Below are 21862 nucleotides of genomic sequence, written 5' to 3'. Positions count from 1 at the left end.
CATGCCCAAGTCCGACGACCTCAAGTTCAGCGACTTCACCACCGGCGAAAAGGTTCGCATCGGCGTCCTGATCGCCCGCATGGGCAAGCGCGGGCTCGCAGATGACGGCACCGGTCGCGTCGACCTCAGCGACCTGCAGCGCCGCGTGACACGCATCGAGAACCAGGCGCTCCGCCGCAAGCACGGCAAGTAGCAACGCCCCGGGGACGGCGTCCTACCGCCAAGCAGCCGCCGCCCCCGGGCCCCATCACCCGCGTAGGGAGACAGGACCCACCAAGATGTCAGGCAACGTCGTACGGCTCCACAAGGACACGCCCCACGCCCCCTCCGAGACCACCGAGGAACCACCCGCTCCCGCCGCCCCCGTGGCCGAGGACAAGCCCGCACCGGCACGCCGCCGACTCCGTATCGCCGAGCTGCGCCGGACCGTCGCCGAAGCCCGCGAACACGACGCGTACCGCGTACTCGTACGACACGGCGCGTACGTCGTCGGCGGTACCCGCGTCCTCACCCGACGCGCATGGGACGCCCGCACCGGAGCCCGCTACGAACGCATGATCCGCGCCGCCGAAGCCGCCGGCCTCATGGAAGAGGTCAAGGAGTGGGAGGCCCGCGCACAGACCTACCGGGCCGCACGCCACCGCCGCCGCATGGACCTGATCCGCACCCTGATCTACGCGCCCAAAGCCATCGGCTACGCCACCGCCACCGGCGCGGGCGTACTCCTCATGCTCGGCATCCTGCTGGCCTGGGCCAACAACGACGTCTCCGACGTCCTCACACCCATCGAGACCGTCATCGACATCGTGCGCCTGGTCGCATACGTCGGGGGCATCATCTGGGACCCGCTCCTGATGGCCGCCCCGTGGCTCGCCGTCGCCGCCGTGTGGGGCGCAGGCCGGCGCCAGCACACCGCACCCCAGTGGGCCCTGCCCGCCAGTGCTCGCGCTTTCGGCGACACCATCACCCCGTCCGTCGTCGTCATCGCCTTCCGTGACCTGGGCATCTCCCCGCTCCGCAAAGCCATCGACGGCATGGGCGACGTCGGCGCCGCCATGCTGTCCCCCATCAAAATCGCAGGTTGCGGCGTCGAGGTGGACGTCACCCTGCCCACCGGAGTGTCCACCGAGGAGATCCAGAACCGGCGCCGCAAGCTCGCCGAGAACCTCAACCGGCACGAGCATGAAGTGTTCATCACCATCCCCCCGCAGCCCCGCACCGTCCGCCTGTGGATCGCCGACTCCGGCGCCCTCGACGAGCCCATCGGCGCCTCCCCGCTGATGCTCAGCGAGGACGTGACCGCCGACTACTACACCGGGTCCGCTCCCTGGGGGCAGAACCTGCGCGGTGACCTGGTCGACGTGAGCGTCTTCCAGCGCCACATCCTCCTGACGGGCCTGTCCAACCAGGGCAAGACCGCGGCCCTGCGCGCGCTGGCCTTGTGGCTCATGTTCGACGACACCGTGGACTTCTACATCGCCGACCTCAAGGGCGTCGGAGACTGGCGGGGCTTCCTCGGCCTGGCCCAAGTCCTCATCCAGGGGCCGACAGACGAGCATGTCGCGCAGGCCACGGACATGGTCGAGTGGGGTGTCGACGAGATGCAGAAGCGCATCGCTCTCCTGGAAGAGTCGGGCGCCACGGACGGTGTGACCAGGGACATGGCCCGCACCGATCCGCGGTTCAGGCCGATCGTCCTGATCGTCGACGAGGCGCAGGTCGCGTACGGGTGCGGCGCCAAGAGCCCGGACGGGCGGCCGTACGGCGGGAGTAAGGCCACCTCGCGGTACTTCCAGGCCGTGAAGAAGATCCACGACCAGGGCCGGGCCGTGAACGTCACCATCTGGGAGGGCACCCAGGACCCGACCAACGAGAACCTGCCGAAGCGCAGCCGGGAGGGCAACCACATCCGCGGCAGCCTCGTCCTGGGCACCGAAGCGCAGGCCGAGATGGCTTTGGGCGAGGCACCGGTCAAGGCCGGCGCGGCACCGCACAAGCTGCGCCGCGACATCGACCGCGGAATGCTCGTGGTCACGGGCGGCGTGAAGATGGAACCCGGGCAGGTGTCGGTGACGGTGCGCACGCACTTCATCTCCGGTACGGACGCCGTCACCCTCACCGACCGGGCCAAGGAGCGCCGCCACGGTGTGACCACGGTGCAGGCCCTGGACGTCGAGGCCCCCGTCGACTACCTCGCCGACATCTGCGCCGTGCTCGGGGAGGACGCGCGAGTTCGTACGCAGGAGGTTTTGCACCGGCTGAGGACGCGCAACGACGCCGTGTATGCCGAGTGGACGTTCGGCGATCTGAAGGCCGAGCTGGAGCCGTACGACGCTGCCCCGTACAAGTCCGACGGGGTGATGGTCGTGGCCCGGGACCGTGTGGAGAACGCGATTCTGGCCCGTCTCGCGGCGATGGAGGACGACGACGAGGGCGAGGGAGGCGAGTAGATCGGAGGGAGTTCTCCCTGTGCGGCTCCCTGATCTGCCTCCCTGGTCTGGCCTGCACATACGCCAGTCAGGGAGGGCAGGGAGGGCAGGGAGGGGAACCCTGCGGGAGGCCTGAAACGGGGTCTCAGCCCCCCCCCGGCCGGCCTCCCTCCCCGGTAGTCGTCGGAGGGAGAGGCGACGCTGTACGCCGCGCCCCCGCGGCCCTCGAGATGACCCGCCGGTCAGCCCGCCTTCTTCTGCTCCCGCATTTCGTGGACGCTGGCCGTAAGCGTGCCGTCTTGCTGCTCGTAGTGGGAGAGGGCGACACCGAGGCCGAAGAAGGTGGGCGCCCATTCTCCGACGAAGATGCCCCACCGGTCGGCGCGGGCCAGGCTGCTACCCCGTCGGAAGCCGAGCCCGCCGACGGGTTCGGCTTTCAGGCTGGTGTACCAGGAGGCGACGGAGAGGCCGATGCTGCCGATGGCGGCCATGTAGGCGTGTTCGCTGCGGATGCCCATGTCGTGGAGTCGCTTGATGATCATGTTGCACTCCGTCCTGTGGCGATAACGGGACGAAGTACCCGAAACCGGTCAGGCTAACCAGTGCTGCGCACGCACTCCCCAGAGAGTCCCCGGCGTGCCATACGAGTGCCAACAGCCCAGCAAAGCCGCAGGTCAGAGCCAGCACACCGCAGACTCTATGCGGTTAGGGCGTTCCGTCGGGCGTCGTCCAGCAAGATTCGGGACCTTCACTCATCTGTGGTCACAACACGGACACGCCCCCTCCACACGGCACACATGAGGACGCATGATGCCCTTCTGCACACCATGTCCTTGGGGGGACCATGACCGACACCACGCCGCCACCCATGCCCGGCTTCCCGCCGCCCGAGCCGGCGCCGAAGAAGTCCCGCACCAACGCGATCATCATCGGCGCTGCTGCCGCAGTCATCGCCGCAGTCGTCGCAACCGGAGTGGTAGTCGCCAACTCCCGCGACGACGACGGCTCCGATGCCGCGACGACGTCTGAGACGAGCGCCCCAACCGACGACACGATCACCGCCGCTGAAGAGCCCGAGCCGACGCCGGAGAACACGGAGCCGGAGATCCTGGGGCTGACCGACGGCGTGTCGTACGAGAACGATGTCGAGGTCGCGTTGTCCGGCTACACGCGCGGGGTGTCGACGGAGTACGGGTCTCCGGAGAACACCGCGTATGTCTCGTTCACCGTGAAGATCGTGAACGGGTCTGAGGCGACGATGAACCTCGCGGCCGCGTACTTCCAGTGTCAGTACGGGGATCAGGCCACGGCGGGCGAGGAGGTCTACGACGAGGATCGGGGGCTGGAGGGGATGCCGACGACGCATCTGCGGCCGGGGCGGACGATGACGGCGAAGGTGGCGTGTGCGTTGCCGAAGGGCGAGGAGTATTTGCAGATTGAGTTGGCGCCGGACTTTGAGTCGGAGACGGCGATCTTCGCGGGGAACGTGAAGTAGCCGCAGACGAGTTGGCCCCGCTCGTTTCCGGACGGGGCCTTCGTCATGCGGTGGGCTCCCGCCCCTGCTTGCGCGCAATCGACCGCAGCCGGAGAGCAGGCGCAATCTGCCGCAATCCCCAGGCGCGCCCGGCCTATCCTGCGCATTCTGGACGTCCAGCCAGCGTAGATGGAGGGCGAGATGACGCTACGGTTCCTCGGCACGACCAGCGACGATGGTGACTGCCCCACCCTGTACGAGATCGAGGGAACAGACGAGATCCTCGTCCAGGGCGACCGCGAGACCGACCCCGAGCACCTCGCCCAACTGCGGGACGTCAAGCCGTCTGAGACCTTCGTCCGCGTCCCGCGCAGCCTCCTCACCCGCTACGCCCCCAGGACCGAGGCGCCCGAGCTCCAGCCGTTCGCCTCGGTCTCCCACCTGTTCCGCGAGTTCCGGCACACCGCCTGGCGGCTGGAGACCCGCCGCGGCTACGCCTCCGACCGCAACAGCCCCAAGTGGCAGCGCTGGCAGGCCGGGGAGGACATCGCCACCGAGCCCGCGAACGCCTGGCGCGAGAACGTCGCCGAGCAGACCGCCGCCGGGAAGCGGTTCGAGCGCGTACGGATCGCCGACGAACCGCCCACCCAAGGGCAGGAGTTCCTCCTCGCCAGCGCGCCCGGCAACCTGGCCGCGGGCGAGGACATCCGCAACCTCACCCGCACGGAGGCCGAGCGTCTGCGGCTGCCGGACTACGACTTCTGGCTCTTCGACTCGAAGACCCTGGTCCGGTTCGCGTTCGACGACGAAGACACCACCCTCGGCGTGTACGTCACCCAGGACCCCGCCGAAGTCCTCGCCGCCTGCCAGGCCCGTGACGCCGCATGGCACCACGCCGCGCCTACAACGGAGTTCGCCAGGCGAGTACGTTCCACCGTGTGACCACCGACTACCAGACCGCCAGAGAAGCCCTCGGCGCGCGCCTGCGTGAGCTGCGCGTCGAGTCTGGTCTGGAAGGCAAGGACCTGGCCGCCAAGCTCGACTGGCAGCCCTCGAAGGTTTCCCGGCTCCAGAACGGCAAGCAAACCCCGACCGCCGCCGACCTCACCGCATGGGCGCATGGCATCGGTCGGCCAGACGCCGAGGCTGAGTTGCAGGGCCTGCGGGCCGCGCTGGAGATGAAGCAGCGGCACCGGTCCTGGCGGCGACAGTTGGCCGGCGGCCACCGCGGACGCCAGGAGATCGCCGTCCGGCAGACCGAGAACACGCGCGCGATCCGCGGCCTTGAGGTGTCGCGTATCCCAGGGCTGTTCCAGACCCCGGAGTACGCCCGCATCATCTTCGACAGCAACGCCGAGTTCCGCGGCATACCCCCGACGACCGAGGCCGCCGTCGAGGCGCGGATGCGCCGCCAAGAGTCGCTGTACGACCCCGAGAAGGCGTTCCGGTTCCTGGTGTGTGAGGCCGCCCTGTATCACCGCTCGTGCCCGGAAGACGTGATGGCCGAGCAACTCGACCGGCTGTACAACCTCGTTGGCCAGCGTCGTATCGAACTCGGCATCCTGCCGTTCGGGGCGCAGCTGCGCCGTACGGCCCCGCACGCCTTCTGGATCTACGACCAGAGGCTGGTCATCGTCGAGACGATCAGCGAAGAGCTGTGGCTGACGGGCGAGGAGGACATCGCCCTGTACGAGCGGGCGTGGGAGTGGCTAGCGGAGTCCGCGGAGTACGGGGCGCCAGCACGTCGCCTGATCGGCCGCGCAAGGGCCTCTCTGGACCTCGCGTAAGCAATCCGCAGCAAGCCGCGCACCGTCCCACGCAATCGCGCGCAATCGCCGCACAGCCGCGCAATCGGGCCGCCTACGGTCCTGGCCATGGCCCCATCGACGATGCGCTCTGCCAACGGGTACGAGGGCGGGGACGCGTGGCTCGCTGACTGCTCCGCGCACCCGGACCTCGTACGTCAGGCGTGGGGCGTGGAGGCTCTCGCTCCCATCACGACGGGCAAGCGGTGGCTGGCCGCGGAGGTACGGCTCGTCGCCACGATCAGCGCCATGCAGCGGATCGGTACGGCCCGGCTCGGTCCGATCCTGGCTGACCCGGGCGTCGACAGCTCGTGGTGGCTGATCCCGCCCGACACCGCAGACGACCTGGCCGGCATCCGGCAGGCGACCGTGCAACCCGCAGGCTGGCCGCTCCTGTGTCCGCCCACCGGCTGGTTCCAGTGCGGCCGTTTGTGGCTCCATCGCCCGGACGGCTCCGGCGCCTTGAACAACCCCACCCTGCTCGCCGCCGCACTCGGCCCCGGCGGTGGGCACCGACTTCCCGCGGAGGCATTCGGATGACCGCCCACCAGACGACGCAGGAACCGCCGATCAGCCTGCTCGATCCGACACGCCCGCCCACACCGGCGCCCGGTTGCGACGTGTGCGATGCCCTCGACCGGCAGCGGGCCGCCGCCGAGGAGGCCGGGGACATACGGCGCGCCACGGCGTACGAGGTCGAGATGCGCCGCCACCCAGGTCACCGCGGCGGCACGTCATGACCGGCACCGGACAGCCGGACAGCGGCAGCAACCCCGGACAGCGGCAGACCAGCAGGTTCGGCTACTGCTCGTGGCATCAGGGCCACAGCAGTGGCGTCCGCCTGATCTCCGTACAAGAACAAGGCTCCGGCCCCGGCGGCGGCCAGTACGCCTGCCACTCCTGCCGGGTGGCGTACGACCTGGTCCCGTTCGCCAAGGAGCCGCGGTGACCGCCCGTCCGCTGCCCAGCGCCACCGACCTGACGCGCGCGCAGTACGACGGCCGCGCCTGCGTCTGGTGTGGCAAGCCGCTGTGGAGGAACGCCGTCAGCGCGGGCATCGCCCGCGGCAAGATCGGCGCCGTCGTCCTCGACATCGTGGTGTACGCGTGCCCGCTGTGCGCCGAGGGACACGACCCGCAGACCCCCCGCCGCTAAGTTCCCCCGACGCTGCGGCGGGAAGGACGGTAGCCCGGCCCTGTGGCTGGGCTACCGTCGCACCGAACGCCCGCCCGCCCTCTGCCCCCCAGGCCAATGAGGGCGGGCGGGACTCCCCTGGGAGGCCACGGCCAGGGCACGATGAGCCCGTGACCGTCCGCCTCGTACTTCGAGACCTCGTCTCCGCCGCACTGGCCAAACAGCCACTCCCGATAACCGCCGAGCAACTCGCGGACCTGCTGCACCCGTTCGGATGCGGCGACCCGCGCCAGATCGGCAAAGCACTCCGGCAACTCGAAGCCCAGGGCGCCGCCGTACGACACCCCGGGCACAGCCCACGAGGAGGCCGCGCGCCAGGCCTGTGGACCGCCTCAGGGTGACAGCCGCGCGCCCCCGTCGGCCAGCACACCCGCCGCCCGCAGGTGGTCCATGACCTGGTGCGCAACCTCGGCGGGGACCACCTTCAACAGGCTGCCCAGACTCCGGGCATCGGTGGGCAGCATCCACTGTCGGATTAGTGTCATGGCCGCCGCGTAGTGCTTCGTCTGCTCCTCCATCGCGGCCAGGTCCCCGAACGTGGCGTCGAGCACTCCCGGTTGCCGTACGAGAAGTCGCTCGCCCGTCCGTTGCTGCACTTCGTTGACGACGGTCTCGATCGCCACCTCATGCGCGTACTGGAGTTGGACGATCGCCGCGTGCCCGGCGGCGATCAGCTCCGCGCGGTCGTCGCTCACCGCTGCCCCCGAGTCGACGCACGCCGCGGACACGAACAGCCGGCCGCCAACGCGTGCCCACACCGCAGCGTCCCCGGCCGAGCAGCAGAAGCGGCCCGCCCGTCGACCACCGACGCATCCGCCGTCAACGACTGCAACTGCTGCTGCAACCGGAGTGCGTACTTCGTATCGCCGGACCGCCGCGCCGCCTTCAACCGGGTCTGCACTTCCCGGCGCCGCCGCGAGATCAGCGCCCGCCCGTCATCGTCACCCTGGAACGGCTGAGCCCGCTGCACGGGCTCCAGACGGGGCGCCGGGGGAACAGCCGCCGCAGCCTCTGCGCGGGCGTCAGGCGGACGATGACGCCCCGGGTGGACCCGAGCCTCCAAAGCCTCCATGAACGGCTTCATCAGCCCCGGACCGCACGTCAGGCACGGCGGCCCGCCGAACAACTCCACACGCGCCTTTGCGTACTCCAGCGGACGCAATCCCAGGAACGCGGAGAACTTCGCTGCCTCACACCACCGGCAACCCTCACCCTCAGGCACACATGCCGCGGCCAACTCCGCCTTGTTGAACAGATTCCGCCAGTCCACCGGCATCACGGCCAGCCTCGAAGCGAACGAGCGCGGCAACCCCGTCTCAGAGGAAGAGTGCAGCGCCCGCCGTACCCTCTGCGCCACCGACGCCGGCGTCTCCCCATCCCTGGCGAGCTTCGCAACCCTCTCCCCCACACGGGCCTGGTGGTACGCCTCCAGGGTCTCCCGCGAGAACCGGCGCGGACCATCCCCATCGAGCACGGGAAGACGGCCCTCACGGGCGGCAAGGTCCACAGCTTCGCGGCTGACACCGAGCCATTTCGCGGCCTCGACAGCGCTGAATTCGTCCATGCACGGACGGTAGAACCACCCCCGCGAAGATCATTCCGAAGCTTCCGGAAGGAGGCTTACGGAAGCCGCGCTACGCTCCAAAACGGTGCCGCCCCGGGGCCGGATTCGTCTGTACCCGGCGCCCTTTTACCGGGGCGACACCACAGCCGCCCCGGGTTTCCTCCTCGGATGCCACGCCCGGGGCAGCACACAGCGGCCCGCCCTGCGGTACGGCACGGGGCGGGCCGCTGTCGTCCATCACGGCCGCCAGATCTGCTCCTCCATCAGCGACCCCCGCCGCCACGGCCTGAGTCCACCCGCCGGCATCGTCGGCTCCTCCCGCGGACGCACCCCCGACCGCGCACGCTGCGCAGCAAGCGGCGACTGAAACCCGCGCGGCAACCGCCACGGCTTCGACGGCTCAACTACCCGCTGCTGCGCCACCAGCGCCGCCCTCGCGGCCCTACGCCCCGCCACGTACTCCTCATGCGTCCTCTGCACGTGCTCGCCCTTCAGACGGCCGTACGCGGCCGACAGCCGCTCCAACTCCTCCGCCTCCCCACGCCGAGCCGCACGCCGCATCTGCCGCCGCAGCTTCTCCAGCTCGGCCTCACGCTCCTCCGGGCCCGGCCGCTCACCGCTCGTCGTCATCGTCGTCGTCCTCCTGGTCGTCGTCCTCGTCAGGGTCGATGCCCTCGGCCTCACAGAACTTGCGGTAGTCGTCCATCAGATCGGGCTTCGACTCCTCGACCGGAGCGGGCGCGGCGGGCGCCGGCGGCTCCTCACCAAGCAGCTTCGCCTGAGCCGCCGTCAGCGCCGCCACCCGCTGCTCATGCGACAGCTGCGGCACCGCATCCAACGCCGCACCCAACGCCTCACCAATCAGCGCACCCTCAAGGTCAAGGCGCCGCTCCAGCGTCACCCGCAAAGGCTCCTCGAGGTCCAGGCGCAGCATCTTCGCCCGCCGCTCGAGGATGGCCAGCACAGCCCGCGCCGCCTGCGTATCCCCCGCGATCGCGGCCGGCATGACCCCGGACAGCAGCACGTCGAGACGCTCGAGGTCCACCAGCGCGGCATCCGCCCGGTCCGCCGCCGGAATGCTCGAACGAATCTCCTCGAGGACCTGGCCCACACGCTGCCTGCTGATGTCGTGCTCGGCAGCGATCGCCTCCTGCGTGGCGCCGAGGATGTACGCGCGCCAGATCCGGCCGTTACGCCCCTCGAGCCGCTCCGGTCCCGCCATGGGTCACCTCCCTGCCGACTAGCGAAATCTTGCGTCCTGCGCGCCCGTACGCGTTCCGGCCGCCCCGCCAACCGACCCCCAGACCAACTCACATCAAGAGCCCGGCCGCACGCAGCGACCGGGCCGAGGAGCGGCTCACACAGCCGCACGCAGCTCGTCGACGCGACGCAGCAACTCATCCACGTGGCACGGCTCGTCGAGCGGACACCGGCACGCGAACCGCGTCCCGTCCGGCTCCGTCGCCGCTCGGCGCACGATCTCCGGGTGCTCGTCGAGATAGGCGGCGTACAGGCGCAGCGCCTCAGCAAGGTCATGCGTACGACCGCGGCACGTCTTCTTGCACGTCCCGACCGCGTGAGGGTTGGCGTACACCGAGCGGGCGTGGCCCGGTGCTTCACGCATGGCCCAGATGGAGCCGACGGGGACTTGAGGGCTGTAGCGGTTGCCGGTCACCTGAGCGCGGCGCGGGTGTGCGGTGGGCACGAGGTTCTCCTTCGCGTTGGGTCGGAGTTGCGTTGGCTGGGAGTTGGGTTGGCTGGCCGGCCGGACAACGGCCGGAAGACTGCGAGTCGCGCGTGTGGGACGGCGGTATCCGGATACCGCTCACGGTCGGAAGGTGTCGGGGATGTGCCCGACGACCGCCCGGACGACGTCCGGCGCGGACGAGATCGCGCCACCCAAGACGGGGCATCCGTCGTCGTGGTGCACGGCGATGTGCACGATGCCGGCCTCGTCGGTGAACGTGCCGGTGTCGGCGTGGCAGTGGCCGCACCGGTACGCGGCGGCGAGTGCGTCGGGATCGAGATCGCCGACGAGGTATTCGGTACGCCTGGGTTCCATGAGGAGTCCTGGGGATGAGGAGATGAGGATGAGGAGATGAGGAGTCGTCTCCTCAACCCCGTGTCGCGCGTAACGCGAAAGAGATTTCTTGTCCTTTTTGTATGTGTATGTAGCTGCTTTTAGGTGGCTCGCTTTGACGAGACAGGGGGGTGTGGAGACGACTCCTCATCTCCACACCTCCTCATCTCCTCAGTCGGTCTTCCGGCTGATCGTGTTGTCCTCGACGATCACCAGGCCGCGTTCTTCGGCAAGATCGACGGCCGCCGGAAGGTGCGGCCGGTCTTTGCTCTCCAACGCCCTCCGCATGTAGCCGAAGGTGATTCCGCCCGGCTGCGACGAGTGCCTGACGACCAGCCGTACGAGACGCTCCAAAGTCCGGTCGGCCTCGTTCTTCGCCATGTGTGCACGGACTTCGACACTGACCTTCGCGTCCTCCGTGGCCTGCCGCTGCGCCTCGACCTCACGCCGAGCGCGCTCCACCAGGGAGTCACGGACGGCACAGGACGACGCCCACACCGTCTCGGCAAGGGTCCAGTCGTCCTCAGTGACCTCGTACCGGCCCTCCATGAGGGCGAAGAGCCCGGCAGCCTTCGCCTTCATCAGGCCGGCGTGCCCGTCGAGTTCAGCAACTTCGAGTTCGCCGCGGTTTCGGGCGGTCTTCTCTGCCCACAGCATCTTGCGGATGCGCTCCGGGAACAGCACGTCAATCGGATCCGCGGTCTGGATCTGCCCGGGGTGCTTGGCGATCGGGCCGGGCCACTCCGGCGGCGTATCCGGGATGGTGGGGTCCAGTGCCCAGCACCAGAAGAACCGCTGAGGGGTGCCCGTGCTGGCATCGTTCAGCAGCGGGACGGCCGTTGAGGGCTGGAAGCCGACGAACAGTCCGAGGCTGTACGAGCCGGGCGCGACGTACCGCGTGCGCTCTTCTGACGCGTTCGTCTGCCCGAGGGCCTCGCCCACGGCCGCGCGACGGAGCGTCTCGGCGAGCGTCGACCCCTGCCGCATCGCGAGGGTGGCCATGGTCTGGCCCTCGTCGATGTAGATGTAGCCGTTGTGGCGGACCTGCTTACGGACCTTCCGCGTGACGGGGTCGCCCTTGTACGGGCCCCGCTGGTGGATCTCGCCAGTCGGCTCGTCGACCGTGCCCATGAACATCTCGGCGATGCCCTCGCCCGTGCCGACGGGAAGACCATCGCGGAACTCGGGGTCCATGGGCAGGATCAGTTCACGGGCTCCGGACTGGCCGGTCGACTTCCCGCTGCCCGACGGTCCGACCGCTGCGGCGAAGACGTTCATGGAGCCGCGTCCAGAGATGCCTGTCACGATCGCGATGTTGGGGCTGATCATCCCGGAGAGACGGGCGAGCGTGCTGTAGAAGAGCACGTCCGCCGGCCGCCCACGTGAGTGCGCGGCCTGCTTGATGTGGGCGAACACGGGGCGGGCCGCGTAGAACTCAGCCGGGAGGAGTCCGGGCCGCTCCTCGCCGCCCTCCGGCACCGCAGCGGGCGCCGGGAGGGCGGCGAGGATGTCGTCAACGGTGGTCACTGAGAAGTTCTCCGGGGGTTCCTGAGACCGGCACTGACACCGGACGTGACGGTCTTCTGCACCTCGCGCGGCGGGAGTCCGATCGACTCGCCCGCGGCGACGAGGGCCTCGACAGCAACGCGGGAATCGAGCCGACCGGCGCCGACGAGCGTGCCGAGGTTGAACGAGGCCTGGTTGAGGGTGTCGTTGCGGGTGCCCTCGATGGAGTCGAGGACGGCCTGAAGCTCGCCGCGGAGCGCGGAGGCTGCGTAGCCGGTGCTGTCCTTCACGACCGCCGGGAGGACGGGCGGGGGCGGCTTCGGTGGGGCGGCCCTGCGGATGAGCCACAGCGGCATGTGCTGCGGCTTGGCCTCGCCCGGGTCGGTGATCCACTGGTAGGCGCCTGCGGGTGTGCTGGTGGGAGGGGCGGTGATGTAGCCGCCCCAGGCCCGTACGTCGATCTTCCATCCGACCTTGCCCGCTGACAGGCGCACCTCGATGCCGTCCGGGGCCGCGTAGTACAGGTGCAGGCCACCGGAGGGCGAGAGGGCGGCCGGGGTGGTGCCGACGGGGAAGCGGTCACCGTGGCGTTCGTGGAGTTCGGCGTACACGTCGCGGCCGTCGACGATTCCGGGCATGTTCCAGTCGGCGGGCGGGGTGTCGCCCTTGGCGAGGTCGAGGTCGAGGACGACCAGCCGGGACGGCCCGCAGGCGACGCCGATGTTGAAGCTCTTGTACGGGCCGCTCCATGCCCGCTCGATGGTGTCGGCGTCGGTCGTCGCGCGTTGCTCAAAGCCCTGATGGCCATCAGCACAGACGCCAACCCCGCGACACTTCTCGCGCCCGTGCAGCGCGGGCTTCCCGTTCCTGGTGAGAGGGAAGACGTGCCAGCCGAGAGCGGCGAGGGCAAGAGCCTCGTCGATCAATCGGGCATGCCCTGGCGCGATGGCGGCAGCGCTACCCGATACGGCGCGGGTGGTCACGCGGCGGCCCTGGCCAAGTGCGCGGCGAGCAGCCTCGTACCATGCCCGTCAGCCGCGGCAATCGCTCGGCACAACCGGCTGCGCAGCTCGATCACGGGCGCCGTCGGTACGGGATGGTCCGGCGTACGAGCAACCGCGGCTTTCTCGGTGGGCCGTCGACCGGCGAAGTACGGCATCATGGGCGTACGTCCTCCATATGAGTAGTGACGGGCCCCGGATCTGCTTGGCGGTTGAGCCGGGGCTTCGTCGTGAATGCGTGGGCGTTGGGCCCCTCCCTCGTCGGCACTCGTAATGCCGGCGCGAGAGGGGTCGTCTCATGTGCCCCGAAGGGGGCGAATCACCGCCGATTGAGCAGGGATACAACCGCATGAGGTATGCGGTGTGTTAGCTGTGACCTGCGAATATGCGGCGTGCTGGCACTGTGATGGCACGGCGGGGCTGACCTGCGGAGCAGGCTCCGGGGCGTACAGAAGTGCGATCAGGTCACGCGTCGGAATCTTGATCTTCCGGCCGAGCGTGAGCACGCGGGTCGCGGTCCACTCGCCCCGACGGATCTGCGCGTACACGGTGTCCTTGTGCACGTCGAGGATCGCCGCCAGCGTGGGGACGTCGGTGATCGGACCAAGCGCCTCGATCGCCTCACGAGTCCACGCGGTCATGACGCGGACTCCTGGCGCTCGCCGGTCCGGAGGTAGCCCAGGGCTTCATCCCGGTCGTACCGAACAAGCCGGGGGCCGTGCTTGCGGGGGGTGGGGCCGATGCCCGCACGCGCCCACCGCTCCAGAGTTCGCACGCTGACACCGATGAGCTCCGCCGCCTGCGGCTTGGTCAGAAATTGTGCTGTCACGGTCGACAAACCCTCCTCGATCGTCCTTCATGGTCGATCGCTGGCCTCAGTATGGGTGTCGCCTCATGGGTGGTCAAGTCGCATCACGACGCATTAATGTGCCGTCATGGCACTAAGCGCGAATGAGTGGGCGGCACAGATCGCCAAACAGGTAGGGCAGGGGGTTGCGTACTACCGGACGCAGTCGCGGGACGCCCGCGGGGGGAAGCTCACGGCCCAAGCTCTGGCCGACCGGTGCGCCGGCCTAGGGCTCCCGCTGGACCGTACGGTCATCGCCAAGCTGGAGAAGGGCACACGTCAGACGATCACCATCGGGGAGCTCCTCGTTCTGGCGCGCGCCCTGGAGATCCCGCCCGTCCTGCTGCTGTTCCCTCTCGGACGTACGGACACGACCGAGGTCCTTCCCGGTGAGGACACGGACACCTGGGCGGCGTTGAAGTGGTTCACGGGGGAGGACGACCAGTTCCCCGGGGCCGTCACCGGCACGGATGAGAAGCAGGATGCCGAGCCGGTCCGACTGTTCCGCGAGCATGAGCGGCTCATCAAGCAGTGGTGGGACAACCGCGGGAAGCTGATGAGCCTCATCGCCCCCAAGGACCCGGAACTGAAGAAGTTCAGGGCCGAGGCCGATCCCGACGCGGTCGACGACCTCTGGGTACAGGTCGCGAAGGACACCATGCGCAACGCGGAGGAAGCGCTCATGGCCATCCGGTCGGAGATGAGAGACCGCGGGCTCACGCCGCCGCGGCTCGGGCTGGAGTCCGCCTACATCGAGCCGGAGACCTTCGAAAGCACGACGCTGGACGAGCTGGCCCAGACGGTGTCACGCAACAAGCGCATCAGCCTCAGCGAGGCAATTCGCGAGGTGTATCGCATTGCTGGTGAGCCGCTACCCGAGAGCCAGAAGGACGACACCGAGGGGGAGAAGGAGTGAAGCCGTACAAGGCGTGCTCATGCCGTGACCCGGAGACCAAGAAGCTGCTCGGCAGGAAGTGCCCGGACATCAGCAAGAAGGGGCACGGCGGCTGGTACGCCCGGTACGAGGCGCCGAAGTCCGCCGACGGGAAGCGCCGGCAACCCCGCATCGGCCCGTACGACACCGAGCGCGAGTGCAAGGTCGAGCTCGGCAAGGTGCTCGGCACGGCCGCGAGCCCGAAGGCGCACGACGAGCGGAAGACCACGTTCGGCGAGTACCTCGAGCGCCGTTACGCCTGGCGGAGGTCGGAGGCCGAGACGGGCGAGGGTCTGAAGAAGAGCACGCTCGACGCCGAGCGCGAGGCCATCGACCTGTACGGCAAGCCGGGGCTCGGGCACATCAAGGTCGTCGACCTCACTGACGAGCACTTCCGCGAGCTGTACGCGGCCATGCGGAAGCTCAACCGGCCCGACGAGCAGGGCGACCGGTCGGAGATCCTGCGCCGCCTGAAGGACGCCCGCGCTACCCGCGACGGCCGGCGCCTGCACACCCGCCCCATCTCTGAATCCCGCATTCGGCGCGTTCACGCGGTGCTGCATGGTGCGCTGACGGATGCGTCGAAGCTGTCGAAGATCCGGCAGGACAACCCGGCTGACGGGGTCTGGCGGTCGAAGGGTGGCAAGCGTAAGCAGGGCCGCGCGAAGCCCCTGCTGTGGACGGCAGAGCGCGTCGAGCAGTGGGAGAAGACCGGCACCGTTCCGGCGAAGGTCATGGTCTGGTCGTCCGACCAGTGCGGCGCGTTCCTCGACTTCGCGGAGGCCTCCGAGGAACGCCTTTACCCGGCCTTCCACTTGGACGCGTACTACGGGCCGCGCCGCGGCGAGCTGGTCGGAGCCGAGGAGCAAGACCTCAGCCTCGAACGCCGGCGCCTGCACGTCCTTCAGGCGCAGTCGGACGACGAGCTCGACGACACCAAGACCGAAGCGGGATACCGGCAGATCCCGCTCGACGACGAGACGGTCCGCGTCTTCAAGGCCTGGCGCAAGCGGAAGCTTGAGGAGCGGCTGGCGTGGGGTGAGGCGTACCAGGACGCCGGTCGCGTGTTCTGTTACGAGGACGGCTCGGCGCTAAAGGCGGAGTACCTATCGAGCCGGTTCCGGATCCTGCTCGAGCGGTACGCGAACATCCGCGCGAAGGGCAAGGAGGGTTGGCCAGTCGAGCGGATCGCCCGGAAGTACCGGACGGCTGAGGCGGCCGTCGAGGTGGCGCTGAGGCTGACGCTCCCGCCTATCCGCTTCCATGATCTTCGCCACGGTGCGGCGACGATGCTGATCGCTGCGGGGGTGGACGACAAGTTCGTGAGTGAGGTGCTCGGCCACGCTTCGGTGAGCTTCACGAAGGACGTCTATGCGGTCGTTGCCGAGGAGATGGCGGAGGACGCCACGCGGAAGATCTCGGCGTTTATCCCGCGTCAGAATCGCCTTTCAGCCGTTGGTGCCAACACCGTGCCATCTGGGGGCTAAAAGTGGCTCAGAAAGCAACTCAGGGAGCCCACGCCGATTGGCATGAACTCCCTGGTCAGATGGCGGAGGCGGAGGGATTTGAACCCTCGATGGGATTGAAGTCCCAAACCGCATTAGCAGTGCGGCGCCATAGACCGGACTAGGCGACGCCTCCAGCACAGCCGCCCGCGCGAGCGCGAGTGGATGCGTGCAGATGATGACACAGCCCAGTGGGGTGTCACCAATCGCCCCCCACGGTACTAGGCGGAAAGGGCGAAGAGCAAAGGCGTAACGCGACGCAACGTCCCGGGACGGGCAGCGTTAAAGGGGTGGGCCTGCGCCCCGGACCAGCGATCCGACCACAGATCGACCGTGGACCGACCGCAGACCGCCCACCGCCCGCAACCCGCCCCGAACCCCGTGGAGCCCCCCATGTTCCGCCGTCTCACCCTCACCGCAGCCGCCTCCGCCACGGCTTCCCTCGCCGTGCTCGCTGCGACGCCCCCGGCCGCGTACGCCGAACCGTTTCCCCTTGTGCCGCCGCCGGCCTCCGACAGCGATCGCCTCACCGTGACGGTCAGCGACGCGGGGGACGGGCTGGATGGGACGTACGAGCTGGAGTGTCATCCGGAGGGTGGCAGTCATCCCGACGCCGAGGGCGCCTGCGAGCGGCTGGACAGACGGACGGGCTGGGGTGAGGACCCGTTCGCGCCCGTCGAGCCCGGGGAGATGTGCACGATGCAGTACGGCGGTCCGGCCACCGCTCACGTCACGGGTACGTGGGCCGGGCGGCCCGTCCACGCCACGTACGGGCGCGGTGACGGGTGTGAGATCGCGCGGTGGAACGCCATGGTGCCCCTGCTTCCGAAGCTCGGTTCCTGAGTCGCCCCCTGCTGAAGGGCGAGGGCTGAAGAGGAGGGTTGATGAGCCGGAGTTAAAGGGGGAGGTCACAGCTTCTGCGTCTTCTCTACTTGTCTTCTGCGTGCGACCTCCCTCTCATCCGGCGTCGCGAGCGCAACCTCTGCCCGTAGACTCCCTCTCGTGACACGTGGCGGACCGGTTGGCAAGATGGCCTCCGCGGTCGGCAAGATGCGGTAACAGGGAGGAAGCGTCTCGTGAGCAGCAGGCCATCCCGAGGCGCTGCTCGCCTCGCAGCCATATTGGACGCGCTTCCCGATGCGTTGGTGCTGGTCAACGCCAATGGGACCGTCGTCAATGCCAACACCATCGCCCTGGAAGCCTTCGAAGCCCCGGGCACCGCTCTGGTGGGGCGCGGGCTGCTCGATCTGCTGCCCGAGTTCGACTCCCGGCTGATCCCCGGTTCCATGCGCCGGCCCGAAAGCATCGACCCGCGTGGGCGGACCAAGCCGCGGCGGATGATGGCCCGGCGTACCGACAGCAGCGAGTTCCCGGTCGAGGTCACGAGCGCGAATCTCGAGAACGGCCACCAGGCGTACGACAGTTCCGGCTACACCAGCGATGAGCTGCTGATGCTCGTCGTACGCGACCTCTCCGGCACCGTCGACACCGAGGCCGAACTCGCGCGTTCGCAGAGGCAGACGGAGATGATTCTGCGGGCCGCCGCCGAGGGCGTGGTGGGCACCGACACGGAGGGGCGGGTCGTCCTCGTCAATCCGGCCGCCGCGCAGATACTCGGCTTCCGGGCCAGCGACCTGGGCGGGCAGGAACTGCATCCGCTGATGCTGCACTCGCGCGCCGACGGCACGCCCTTCCCGTACGAGGAGTCGCCGCTCGCCGACACGCTGCGCTCGGGGCGCAAGCACCGGGTGCGCGGGCAGGTGGTGTGGTCCAAGAGCGGCGACCAGGTACCCGTCGACCTGACGACCGCGCCCGTACGGGACGGGGACCAGCTCGTCGGCGCGGTGATGACCTTCACCGACCGGCGGGCGTACGACGCTCTCGTCGAGGAGAAGGACGCGGCGGCCAAGCAGCACCAGGAGGAGCTCGCCCGGGCCGCCGAAGAGCATGCCGCGGCGCTGAACTCGCTCCGGGACGAGCACGGCCGGGAACTCGCCGGGCTGAGAGAGGCGCACGAGGAGGAGCTGGCCGCGGGCGACGACCGGTACGCGGCGCTCGCCGAGCGGGAGAAGGACCGTTACGAGGCGCTGGCCGCGCGGCACGAGCAGTTGCTCGCCGTGCTCGGGCGGTCCCTGCGCGGCCCGCTCGACCAGCTGCGCGGCGACCTGTCCGCCCTCGCCGCCGACGACGCCGGACAGCTGTGGCCCGAGGCCAACCAGGTACTGCACCACCTCTCGGCCGGCTACTCCCGGATCACCACACTCATCGACAACGTGCTCGGTTTCCAGCGGCTCGACGCCGGGGCCGAGGACGTCGTACGGACGAAGGTCATGCTCGACGCGGTCGTCGCGGCCGGTGTCGACGGAGCCGTCGAGCTGATCGGGCCCGGGCGGGTGCAGTTCGCCGTGCACGCGCCGCCCATCGAGGCCGAGGTCGACCCGCAGCGGCTCGCGACCGCGCTCGCGCACCTCGTTGCGGACGTCGCGGGCGTCGACTCGACGGGCAACGCGCCGGTCTCGGCCGGTGGCTACATGGACAACACGGTCGTCGTGGCGGCGGCCCAGCGCGGCGAGGTCGTACGGATCGAAGTGCGGGGGCCGTACGCCGGGGGAGACCCGGTGCACGAGCCGATCGTGCGCGGGATCGTGCGGGCGCACGGTGGAGTGCTGCAGACGCATGAGGTGCCGGGGATGAGCGGCAGTGCGTTCGTGCTCGAGGTGCCCATCGGGGGTGGGGCCGGGGCGGTTTCCGCTCAGGCTCCGGTGCCGGCTCTTGGTTTGGAGGCGGCTGGTACGGATGTGGCTGCGGGCTCGGGTGCCTCGGCTGCCTCGGCGGAGGGTGGGCCCGGTTCCGCGGTCGCGCTGCGCGAGCAGGCCCCCGCGCAGGCGGGTGGCGGGCGGCGGCGGGCTCGGCGGGCCTCGGTGGACGCCTTCCTGGAGAGCGAGGTCACGCCCTCGGCCGAGACGGGGGCGGGGACGGAGACCGGGGCGGCCGCGCCCACCGGGCGGCGGCGCAGGCGGGCCGCGGCGGATGAGTCGCAGGTGCCGCAGGTGCCCGTTCCGGCGCAGGGGACCGGTGAGGGTGCCCTCGCGTCCGGGGGGACCGGGCGGCGGCGAGGGCGGCCGAGTCCCGCGGAAAGCGGCGGCGGGGTTGCCGAGGGTGCGGTCGTGACCGCGGCCGAGCATGCCGCGGGTGCCGCGGCCACCGGGCTCGGGCCGACAGTGCCTCCGCAGGGCGTGCCCGTGCCCGAGGGGCAGCGTGCGCGGCAGCTCGGCGGTGAGAGGCAAGCGCTGCCGGCAGCGCTGCCGATGGGTCAGGGCGGTGACGGAGCCGGTCAGCAGACCGGCCAGCCGACCGGGCGGCGTCGGCGTGCGCTGGCCGCGGCAGCCGAGCGCCAGGCCGCTCAGGAGGCCGAGCCGCGCTCGGTGTTCGCGCTGCCGCCGGCGGAGGCGGACCGTGGGTCTGAGTACGCCGCTCAGCAGTACGCCGCGCAGCAGGCCCATGGGCAGACCGGTCAGGTCCAGGTCGGTCACGGGCAGGTCGGTCACAGGCAGGCCGATGACGGTCGTCATGATGTGGCCCTGCACGACCCGGCTGAGGATCACACTCCGCCACAGCCGCATCCGGTGTCGGCGCCCACCGGGCGGCGGCGGGCTCGGCAGGGGGATGCCACGGGGGCGGGGCAAGGTGTTCCCGGGCAGATGGCGCCCGCGCAGGCGGTGGCTCAAGGGGCTCCCGCACAGCTCACTCCCGCTCAGGGGATTCCCGCGCAAGGTGACGCTTCGCAGGGTGTTCCCGGACAGCCCGTTGCCGCGCAAGGTCTCCCGGAACAGGGAACTCCCGGTCAGAGCGTTGCCGTTCCGGGGACTGTCGGGCAGGGCATGCCGCAGCCGGTGGTCCCGGCGCAGGGCGTACCTCCGCAGGGGATTCCTGCGGAGGCCGCTGCCGCGACCACGCCCGCGGGCGGTATCCCCGCTGCGGGTACGTCGCCTCAGGGCACCGCCGTCGCGCAGAACGGCCCGCCTCAGTCGCAACCCCAGCCTCAGCCTCAGCCCATGGCGGCTCCGAGCCCTCAGCAGCCCCAGTCCCAGTCCTGGCCGGGTATGGCCGAGCTCCCGGCTCCCCAGGCCGCAGCCCCCGCCACACCCCAGGCCCCGGCAGAAGCGGACGCGCCCCGCACAGCCCAGCCCCTCCCCGCCGAAGCCCCACCTCCCGCGGCGCCCGCTGCCGCCGCGCCCCCCGTGGACCCCAACTCCACCCAGGGCCGCGCCATCAGCGTCCGCACGCTCGGGCAGGGCGTCCCCTTCGGCCGCCGTATGAGCGACGCCCAGCAGCCCCAGCCGAACCAGCCCACGCCCCTGGGGGCTCTCCAGCCACAGCCCCAGGCTCAGCAGCAACCCCAGCGGCAAGCTCAGCCCCAATCCCAATCCCAACCGCAGGCCCCGACCCCTCCTCCCCACGCGACCAATGGCTCCGGCCGCCGCCGCAAGCTCGGCACCCGTAACGAAGCCATTCCCGAGCCCGCCCCCGCCGCCGAGCACCCGGAGACGGCGGCCCGCCCGCACCCCCAGCCGACCGCGACCCAGCCCCAGCCGACCGCGCCCGAGCCCCGGCCGGCTGACGCCACCGAGGGCCCCGGCCGCTCGTACGCCATAGGAGCACCGGACGAGAACGCCGCCGAGGGGCCCGAGCCGCTCGACGGCCCCGGCGGCGCGGTCGAGGTCGCGAACCAGCCCCTGCCGCAGCCGATGGACGACGAGCTGCCCCCGGAGCCCCTGGACAACCCGCGTCGGCTGCTGGTCTGGCCCGCGCCGGACGTCGGTACCCAGCAGGCGCTGAGCGACCGCGGTTACCGGCCGGTGATCGTGCACTCGCGCGAGGAGGTGGACGCGCAGATCGCCGCGTTCCCGGCCGCGCTGTTCGTCGACCCGCTGACCGGTCCCATCACGCGTACGGCGCTCCAGTCGCTGCGTACAGCCGCCGTCGCCGCCGAGGTTCCGGTGCTCGTGACGGCGGGACTCGGACAGGCGACGCGCGAGGCGGCGTACGGCGCCGACCCTGCCGTACTCCTGAAGGCGCTGGCGCCCCGCGACAGCGAGCAGCATCCGCCACGTGTGCTGCTCATCGAGGAGCATGCGGAGATCGCACTGGCGTTGACCGCGTCGCTGGAGCGGCGCGGGATGCAGGTCGCGCGGGCTTCGTCCGACGCGGATGCCGTCACTCTGGCCGGGCAGATGCGGCCGAACCTCGTGGTGATGGACCTGATGCAGGTACGCCGCCGTCGTGCCGGAATCGTCGACTGGCTGCGCGCGAACGGCCAGCTGAACCGCACCCCGCTCGTCGTCTACACCGCCGCCGTCGACCAGTCCGAGCTCCCGCGCCTGGCCGCGGGGGAGACGGTCCTATTCCTCGCCGAACGCTCGACGAGCAGCGAGGTGCAGAGCAGGATCGTGGACCTGCTGGCGCGGATCGGCACGAACTGATCGTTTCGCGTACGTGAGTGGGGGCGCTGTTTCACGTGAA

The 21862-nt window shown here is 70.1% G+C and carries 25 protein-coding genes and 1 tRNA gene; 14 read left to right on the top strand and 12 right to left on the bottom strand.

The features are described 5' to 3' along the window. Nucleotide 1: 1 nt before the first annotated feature. Entirely contained in the window at nt 2-193 is a 192-nt protein-coding gene (locus tag IEZ21_RS13970; RefSeq protein WP_189322180.1) for a DUF6257 family protein, read from the top strand. An 85-nt stretch (nt 194-278) separates the two neighbouring features. After that, nucleotides 279-2450 carry an FtsK/SpoIIIE domain-containing protein gene (locus IEZ21_RS13965; protein WP_189322179.1) on the top strand — a complete coding sequence of 724 codons (2172 nt, stop codon included), beginning with the start codon at nt 279-281 and terminating at the stop codon, nt 2448-2450. A gap of 221 nt (nt 2451-2671) precedes the next feature. On the opposite strand, the gene IEZ21_RS13960 is transcribed toward IEZ21_RS13965, so the two are convergent. After that, a complete protein-coding gene (locus IEZ21_RS13960) occupies nt 2672-2971 on the bottom strand; it encodes a hypothetical protein (RefSeq protein WP_189322178.1) in 300 nt (99 codons plus the stop codon). 302 nt (nt 2972-3273) lie between these two features. Between IEZ21_RS13960 and IEZ21_RS13955 the strand changes: the two genes are divergently transcribed. The 8 genes from IEZ21_RS13955 (at nt 3274) to IEZ21_RS13920 (ending at nt 7243) form a co-directional block, all read left to right on the top strand. After that, a complete protein-coding gene (locus tag IEZ21_RS13955) occupies nt 3274-3924 on the top strand; it encodes a DUF4352 domain-containing protein (protein WP_189322177.1) in 651 nt (216 codons plus the stop codon). Between the two features lie 180 nt (nt 3925-4104). Next, nucleotides 4105-4845 carry a DUF6879 family protein gene (locus IEZ21_RS13950; RefSeq protein ID WP_189322176.1) on the top strand — a complete coding sequence of 247 codons (741 nt, stop codon included), beginning with the start codon at nt 4105-4107 and terminating at the stop codon, nt 4843-4845. Then, the gene (locus tag IEZ21_RS13945; RefSeq protein ID WP_189322175.1) at nt 4842-5690 is read left to right on the top strand and encodes a helix-turn-helix domain-containing protein; all 849 of its coding nucleotides are present in this window, start codon (nt 4842-4844) and stop codon (nt 5688-5690) included. The genes IEZ21_RS13950 and IEZ21_RS13945 overlap by 4 nt, the downstream gene beginning before the upstream one ends. An 87-nt stretch (nt 5691-5777) precedes the next feature. After that, complete coding sequence (locus IEZ21_RS13940; protein WP_189322174.1) at nt 5778-6248, top strand: hypothetical protein; 471 nt, start codon at nt 5778-5780, stop codon at nt 6246-6248. Further along, nucleotides 6245-6448: a hypothetical protein gene (locus IEZ21_RS13935; protein ID WP_189322173.1), complete on the top strand. Its 204-nt coding sequence runs from the start codon at nt 6245-6247 to the stop codon at nt 6446-6448. The genes IEZ21_RS13940 and IEZ21_RS13935 overlap by 4 nt, the downstream gene beginning before the upstream one ends. Then, nucleotides 6445-6657: a hypothetical protein gene (locus IEZ21_RS13930; RefSeq protein ID WP_189322172.1), complete on the top strand. Its 213-nt coding sequence runs from the start codon at nt 6445-6447 to the stop codon at nt 6655-6657. Before IEZ21_RS13935 ends, IEZ21_RS13930 begins: the two co-directional genes overlap by 4 nt. Continuing rightward, complete coding sequence (locus IEZ21_RS13925; RefSeq protein WP_246567688.1) at nt 6654-6863, top strand: hypothetical protein; 210 nt, start codon at nt 6654-6656, stop codon at nt 6861-6863. Before IEZ21_RS13930 ends, IEZ21_RS13925 begins: the two co-directional genes overlap by 4 nt. Nucleotides 6864-7012: 149 nt before the next feature. Beyond that, on the top strand, nt 7013-7243 hold the full coding sequence (locus IEZ21_RS13920; RefSeq protein WP_189322171.1) for a hypothetical protein: 231 nt from the start codon (nt 7013-7015) through the stop codon (nt 7241-7243). On the opposite strand, the gene IEZ21_RS13915 is transcribed toward IEZ21_RS13920, so the two are convergent. The 10 genes from IEZ21_RS13915 to IEZ21_RS13870 form a co-directional block, all read right to left on the bottom strand. Beyond that, nucleotides 7235-7597 (bottom strand): hypothetical protein, encoded by a 363-nt coding sequence (locus IEZ21_RS13915; RefSeq protein WP_189322170.1) that lies wholly within the window; start codon nt 7595-7597, stop codon nt 7235-7237. The two genes, IEZ21_RS13920 and IEZ21_RS13915, sit on opposite strands and share 9 nt — an antisense overlap. Continuing rightward, nucleotides 7594-8466: a helix-turn-helix domain-containing protein gene (locus IEZ21_RS13910; RefSeq protein WP_189322169.1), complete on the bottom strand. Its 873-nt coding sequence runs from the start codon at nt 8464-8466 to the stop codon at nt 7594-7596. Before IEZ21_RS13910 ends, IEZ21_RS13915 begins: the two co-directional genes overlap by 4 nt. 237 nt (nt 8467-8703) lie before the next feature. Further along, a complete protein-coding gene (locus tag IEZ21_RS13905; RefSeq protein WP_189322168.1) occupies nt 8704-9096 on the bottom strand; it encodes a hypothetical protein in 393 nt (130 codons plus the stop codon). Then, nucleotides 9080-9688: a hypothetical protein gene (locus IEZ21_RS13900; RefSeq protein WP_189322167.1), complete on the bottom strand. Its 609-nt coding sequence runs from the start codon at nt 9686-9688 to the stop codon at nt 9080-9082. The genes IEZ21_RS13905 and IEZ21_RS13900 overlap by 17 nt, the downstream gene beginning before the upstream one ends. Nucleotides 9689-9823: 135 nt before the next feature. Continuing rightward, a complete protein-coding gene (locus IEZ21_RS13895) occupies nt 9824-10171 on the bottom strand; it encodes a DUF4326 domain-containing protein (protein WP_189322166.1) in 348 nt (115 codons plus the stop codon). A gap of 120 nt (nt 10172-10291) precedes the next feature. Then, on the bottom strand, nt 10292-10528 hold the full coding sequence (locus IEZ21_RS13890) for a hypothetical protein (RefSeq protein WP_189322165.1): 237 nt from the start codon (nt 10526-10528) through the stop codon (nt 10292-10294). Nucleotides 10529-10717: 189 nt separating this feature from the next. Further along, nucleotides 10718-12073: a hypothetical protein gene (locus IEZ21_RS13885; RefSeq protein WP_189322164.1), complete on the bottom strand. Its 1356-nt coding sequence runs from the start codon at nt 12071-12073 to the stop codon at nt 10718-10720. Further along, entirely contained in the window at nt 12070-13035 is a 966-nt protein-coding gene (locus tag IEZ21_RS13880) for a bifunctional DNA primase/polymerase (RefSeq protein ID WP_189322163.1), read from the bottom strand. Before IEZ21_RS13880 ends, IEZ21_RS13885 begins: the two co-directional genes overlap by 4 nt. A 314-nt stretch (nt 13036-13349) precedes the next feature. Further along, on the bottom strand, nt 13350-13694 hold the full coding sequence (locus tag IEZ21_RS13875; RefSeq protein ID WP_189322162.1) for a helix-turn-helix domain-containing protein: 345 nt from the start codon (nt 13692-13694) through the stop codon (nt 13350-13352). Next, nucleotides 13691-13882: a helix-turn-helix transcriptional regulator gene (locus tag IEZ21_RS13870; protein WP_189322161.1), complete on the bottom strand. Its 192-nt coding sequence runs from the start codon at nt 13880-13882 to the stop codon at nt 13691-13693. The genes IEZ21_RS13875 and IEZ21_RS13870 overlap by 4 nt, the downstream gene beginning before the upstream one ends. A gap of 106 nt (nt 13883-13988) precedes the next feature. Between IEZ21_RS13870 and IEZ21_RS13865 the strand changes: the two genes are divergently transcribed. Together IEZ21_RS13865 and IEZ21_RS13860 are read left to right on the top strand one after the other, a co-directional pair. After that, a complete protein-coding gene (locus IEZ21_RS13865; RefSeq protein WP_189322160.1) occupies nt 13989-14816 on the top strand; it encodes a hypothetical protein in 828 nt (275 codons plus the stop codon). Next, a complete protein-coding gene (locus tag IEZ21_RS13860; protein ID WP_189322159.1) occupies nt 14813-16321 on the top strand; it encodes a site-specific integrase in 1509 nt (502 codons plus the stop codon). Before IEZ21_RS13865 ends, IEZ21_RS13860 begins: the two co-directional genes overlap by 4 nt. 60 nt (nt 16322-16381) lie before the next feature. On the opposite strand, the gene IEZ21_RS13855 is transcribed toward IEZ21_RS13860, so the two are convergent. Then, a tRNA-Ser gene (locus IEZ21_RS13855) sits at nt 16382-16475 on the bottom strand. Between the two features lie 257 nt (nt 16476-16732). Here IEZ21_RS13855 and IEZ21_RS13850 point away from each other — a divergent pair. Next, entirely contained in the window at nt 16733-17182 is a 450-nt protein-coding gene (locus IEZ21_RS13850; protein ID WP_189322158.1) for an SSI family serine proteinase inhibitor, read from the top strand. Nucleotides 17183-17415: 233 nt separating this feature from the next. Continuing rightward, complete coding sequence (locus IEZ21_RS13845) at nt 17416-21822, top strand: PAS domain-containing protein (protein WP_189322157.1); 4407 nt, start codon at nt 17416-17418, stop codon at nt 21820-21822. Nucleotides 21823-21862 lie beyond the last annotated feature (40 nt).

Source organism: Streptomyces flaveus, from assembly GCF_014647675.1.
Classification (GTDB): domain Bacteria; phylum Actinomycetota; class Actinomycetes; order Streptomycetales; family Streptomycetaceae; genus Streptomyces; species Streptomyces flaveus.
The sequence above is the reverse complement of the archived record's forward strand: the minus strand, read 5'-3'. Positions and strand labels throughout refer to the sequence as shown.

Bases quoted from the DNA above. Each gene is read 5' to 3' on its own strand.
- IEZ21_RS13970 (WP_189322180.1), top strand. From the start codon at position 2: ATGCCCAAGTCCGACGACCTCAAGTTCAGCGACTTCACCACCGGCGAA.
- IEZ21_RS13965 (WP_189322179.1), top strand. From the start codon at position 279: ATGTCAGGCAACGTCGTACGGCTCCACAAGGACACGCCCCACGCCCCC.
- IEZ21_RS13960 (WP_189322178.1), bottom strand. From the start codon at position 2,971: ATGATCATCAAGCGACTCCACGACATGGGCATCCGCAGCGAACACGCC.
- IEZ21_RS13955 (WP_189322177.1), top strand. From the start codon at position 3,274: ATGACCGACACCACGCCGCCACCCATGCCCGGCTTCCCGCCGCCCGAG.
- IEZ21_RS13950 (WP_189322176.1), top strand. From the start codon at position 4,105: ATGACGCTACGGTTCCTCGGCACGACCAGCGACGATGGTGACTGCCCC.
- IEZ21_RS13940 (WP_189322174.1), top strand. From the start codon at position 5,778: ATGGCCCCATCGACGATGCGCTCTGCCAACGGGTACGAGGGCGGGGAC.
- IEZ21_RS13935 (WP_189322173.1), top strand. From the start codon at position 6,245: ATGACCGCCCACCAGACGACGCAGGAACCGCCGATCAGCCTGCTCGAT.
- IEZ21_RS13930 (WP_189322172.1), top strand. From the start codon at position 6,445: ATGACCGGCACCGGACAGCCGGACAGCGGCAGCAACCCCGGACAGCGG.
- IEZ21_RS13910 (WP_189322169.1), bottom strand. From the start codon at position 8,466: ATGGACGAATTCAGCGCTGTCGAGGCCGCGAAATGGCTCGGTGTCAGC.
- IEZ21_RS13905 (WP_189322168.1), bottom strand. From the start codon at position 9,096: ATGACGACGAGCGGTGAGCGGCCGGGCCCGGAGGAGCGTGAGGCCGAG.
- IEZ21_RS13900 (WP_189322167.1), bottom strand. From the start codon at position 9,688: ATGGCGGGACCGGAGCGGCTCGAGGGGCGTAACGGCCGGATCTGGCGC.
- IEZ21_RS13890 (WP_189322165.1), bottom strand. From the start codon at position 10,528: ATGGAACCCAGGCGTACCGAATACCTCGTCGGCGATCTCGATCCCGAC.
- IEZ21_RS13875 (WP_189322162.1), bottom strand. From the start codon at position 13,694: ATGACCGCGTGGACTCGTGAGGCGATCGAGGCGCTTGGTCCGATCACC.
- IEZ21_RS13865 (WP_189322160.1), top strand. From the start codon at position 13,989: ATGGCACTAAGCGCGAATGAGTGGGCGGCACAGATCGCCAAACAGGTA.
- IEZ21_RS13850 (WP_189322158.1), top strand. From the start codon at position 16,733: ATGTTCCGCCGTCTCACCCTCACCGCAGCCGCCTCCGCCACGGCTTCC.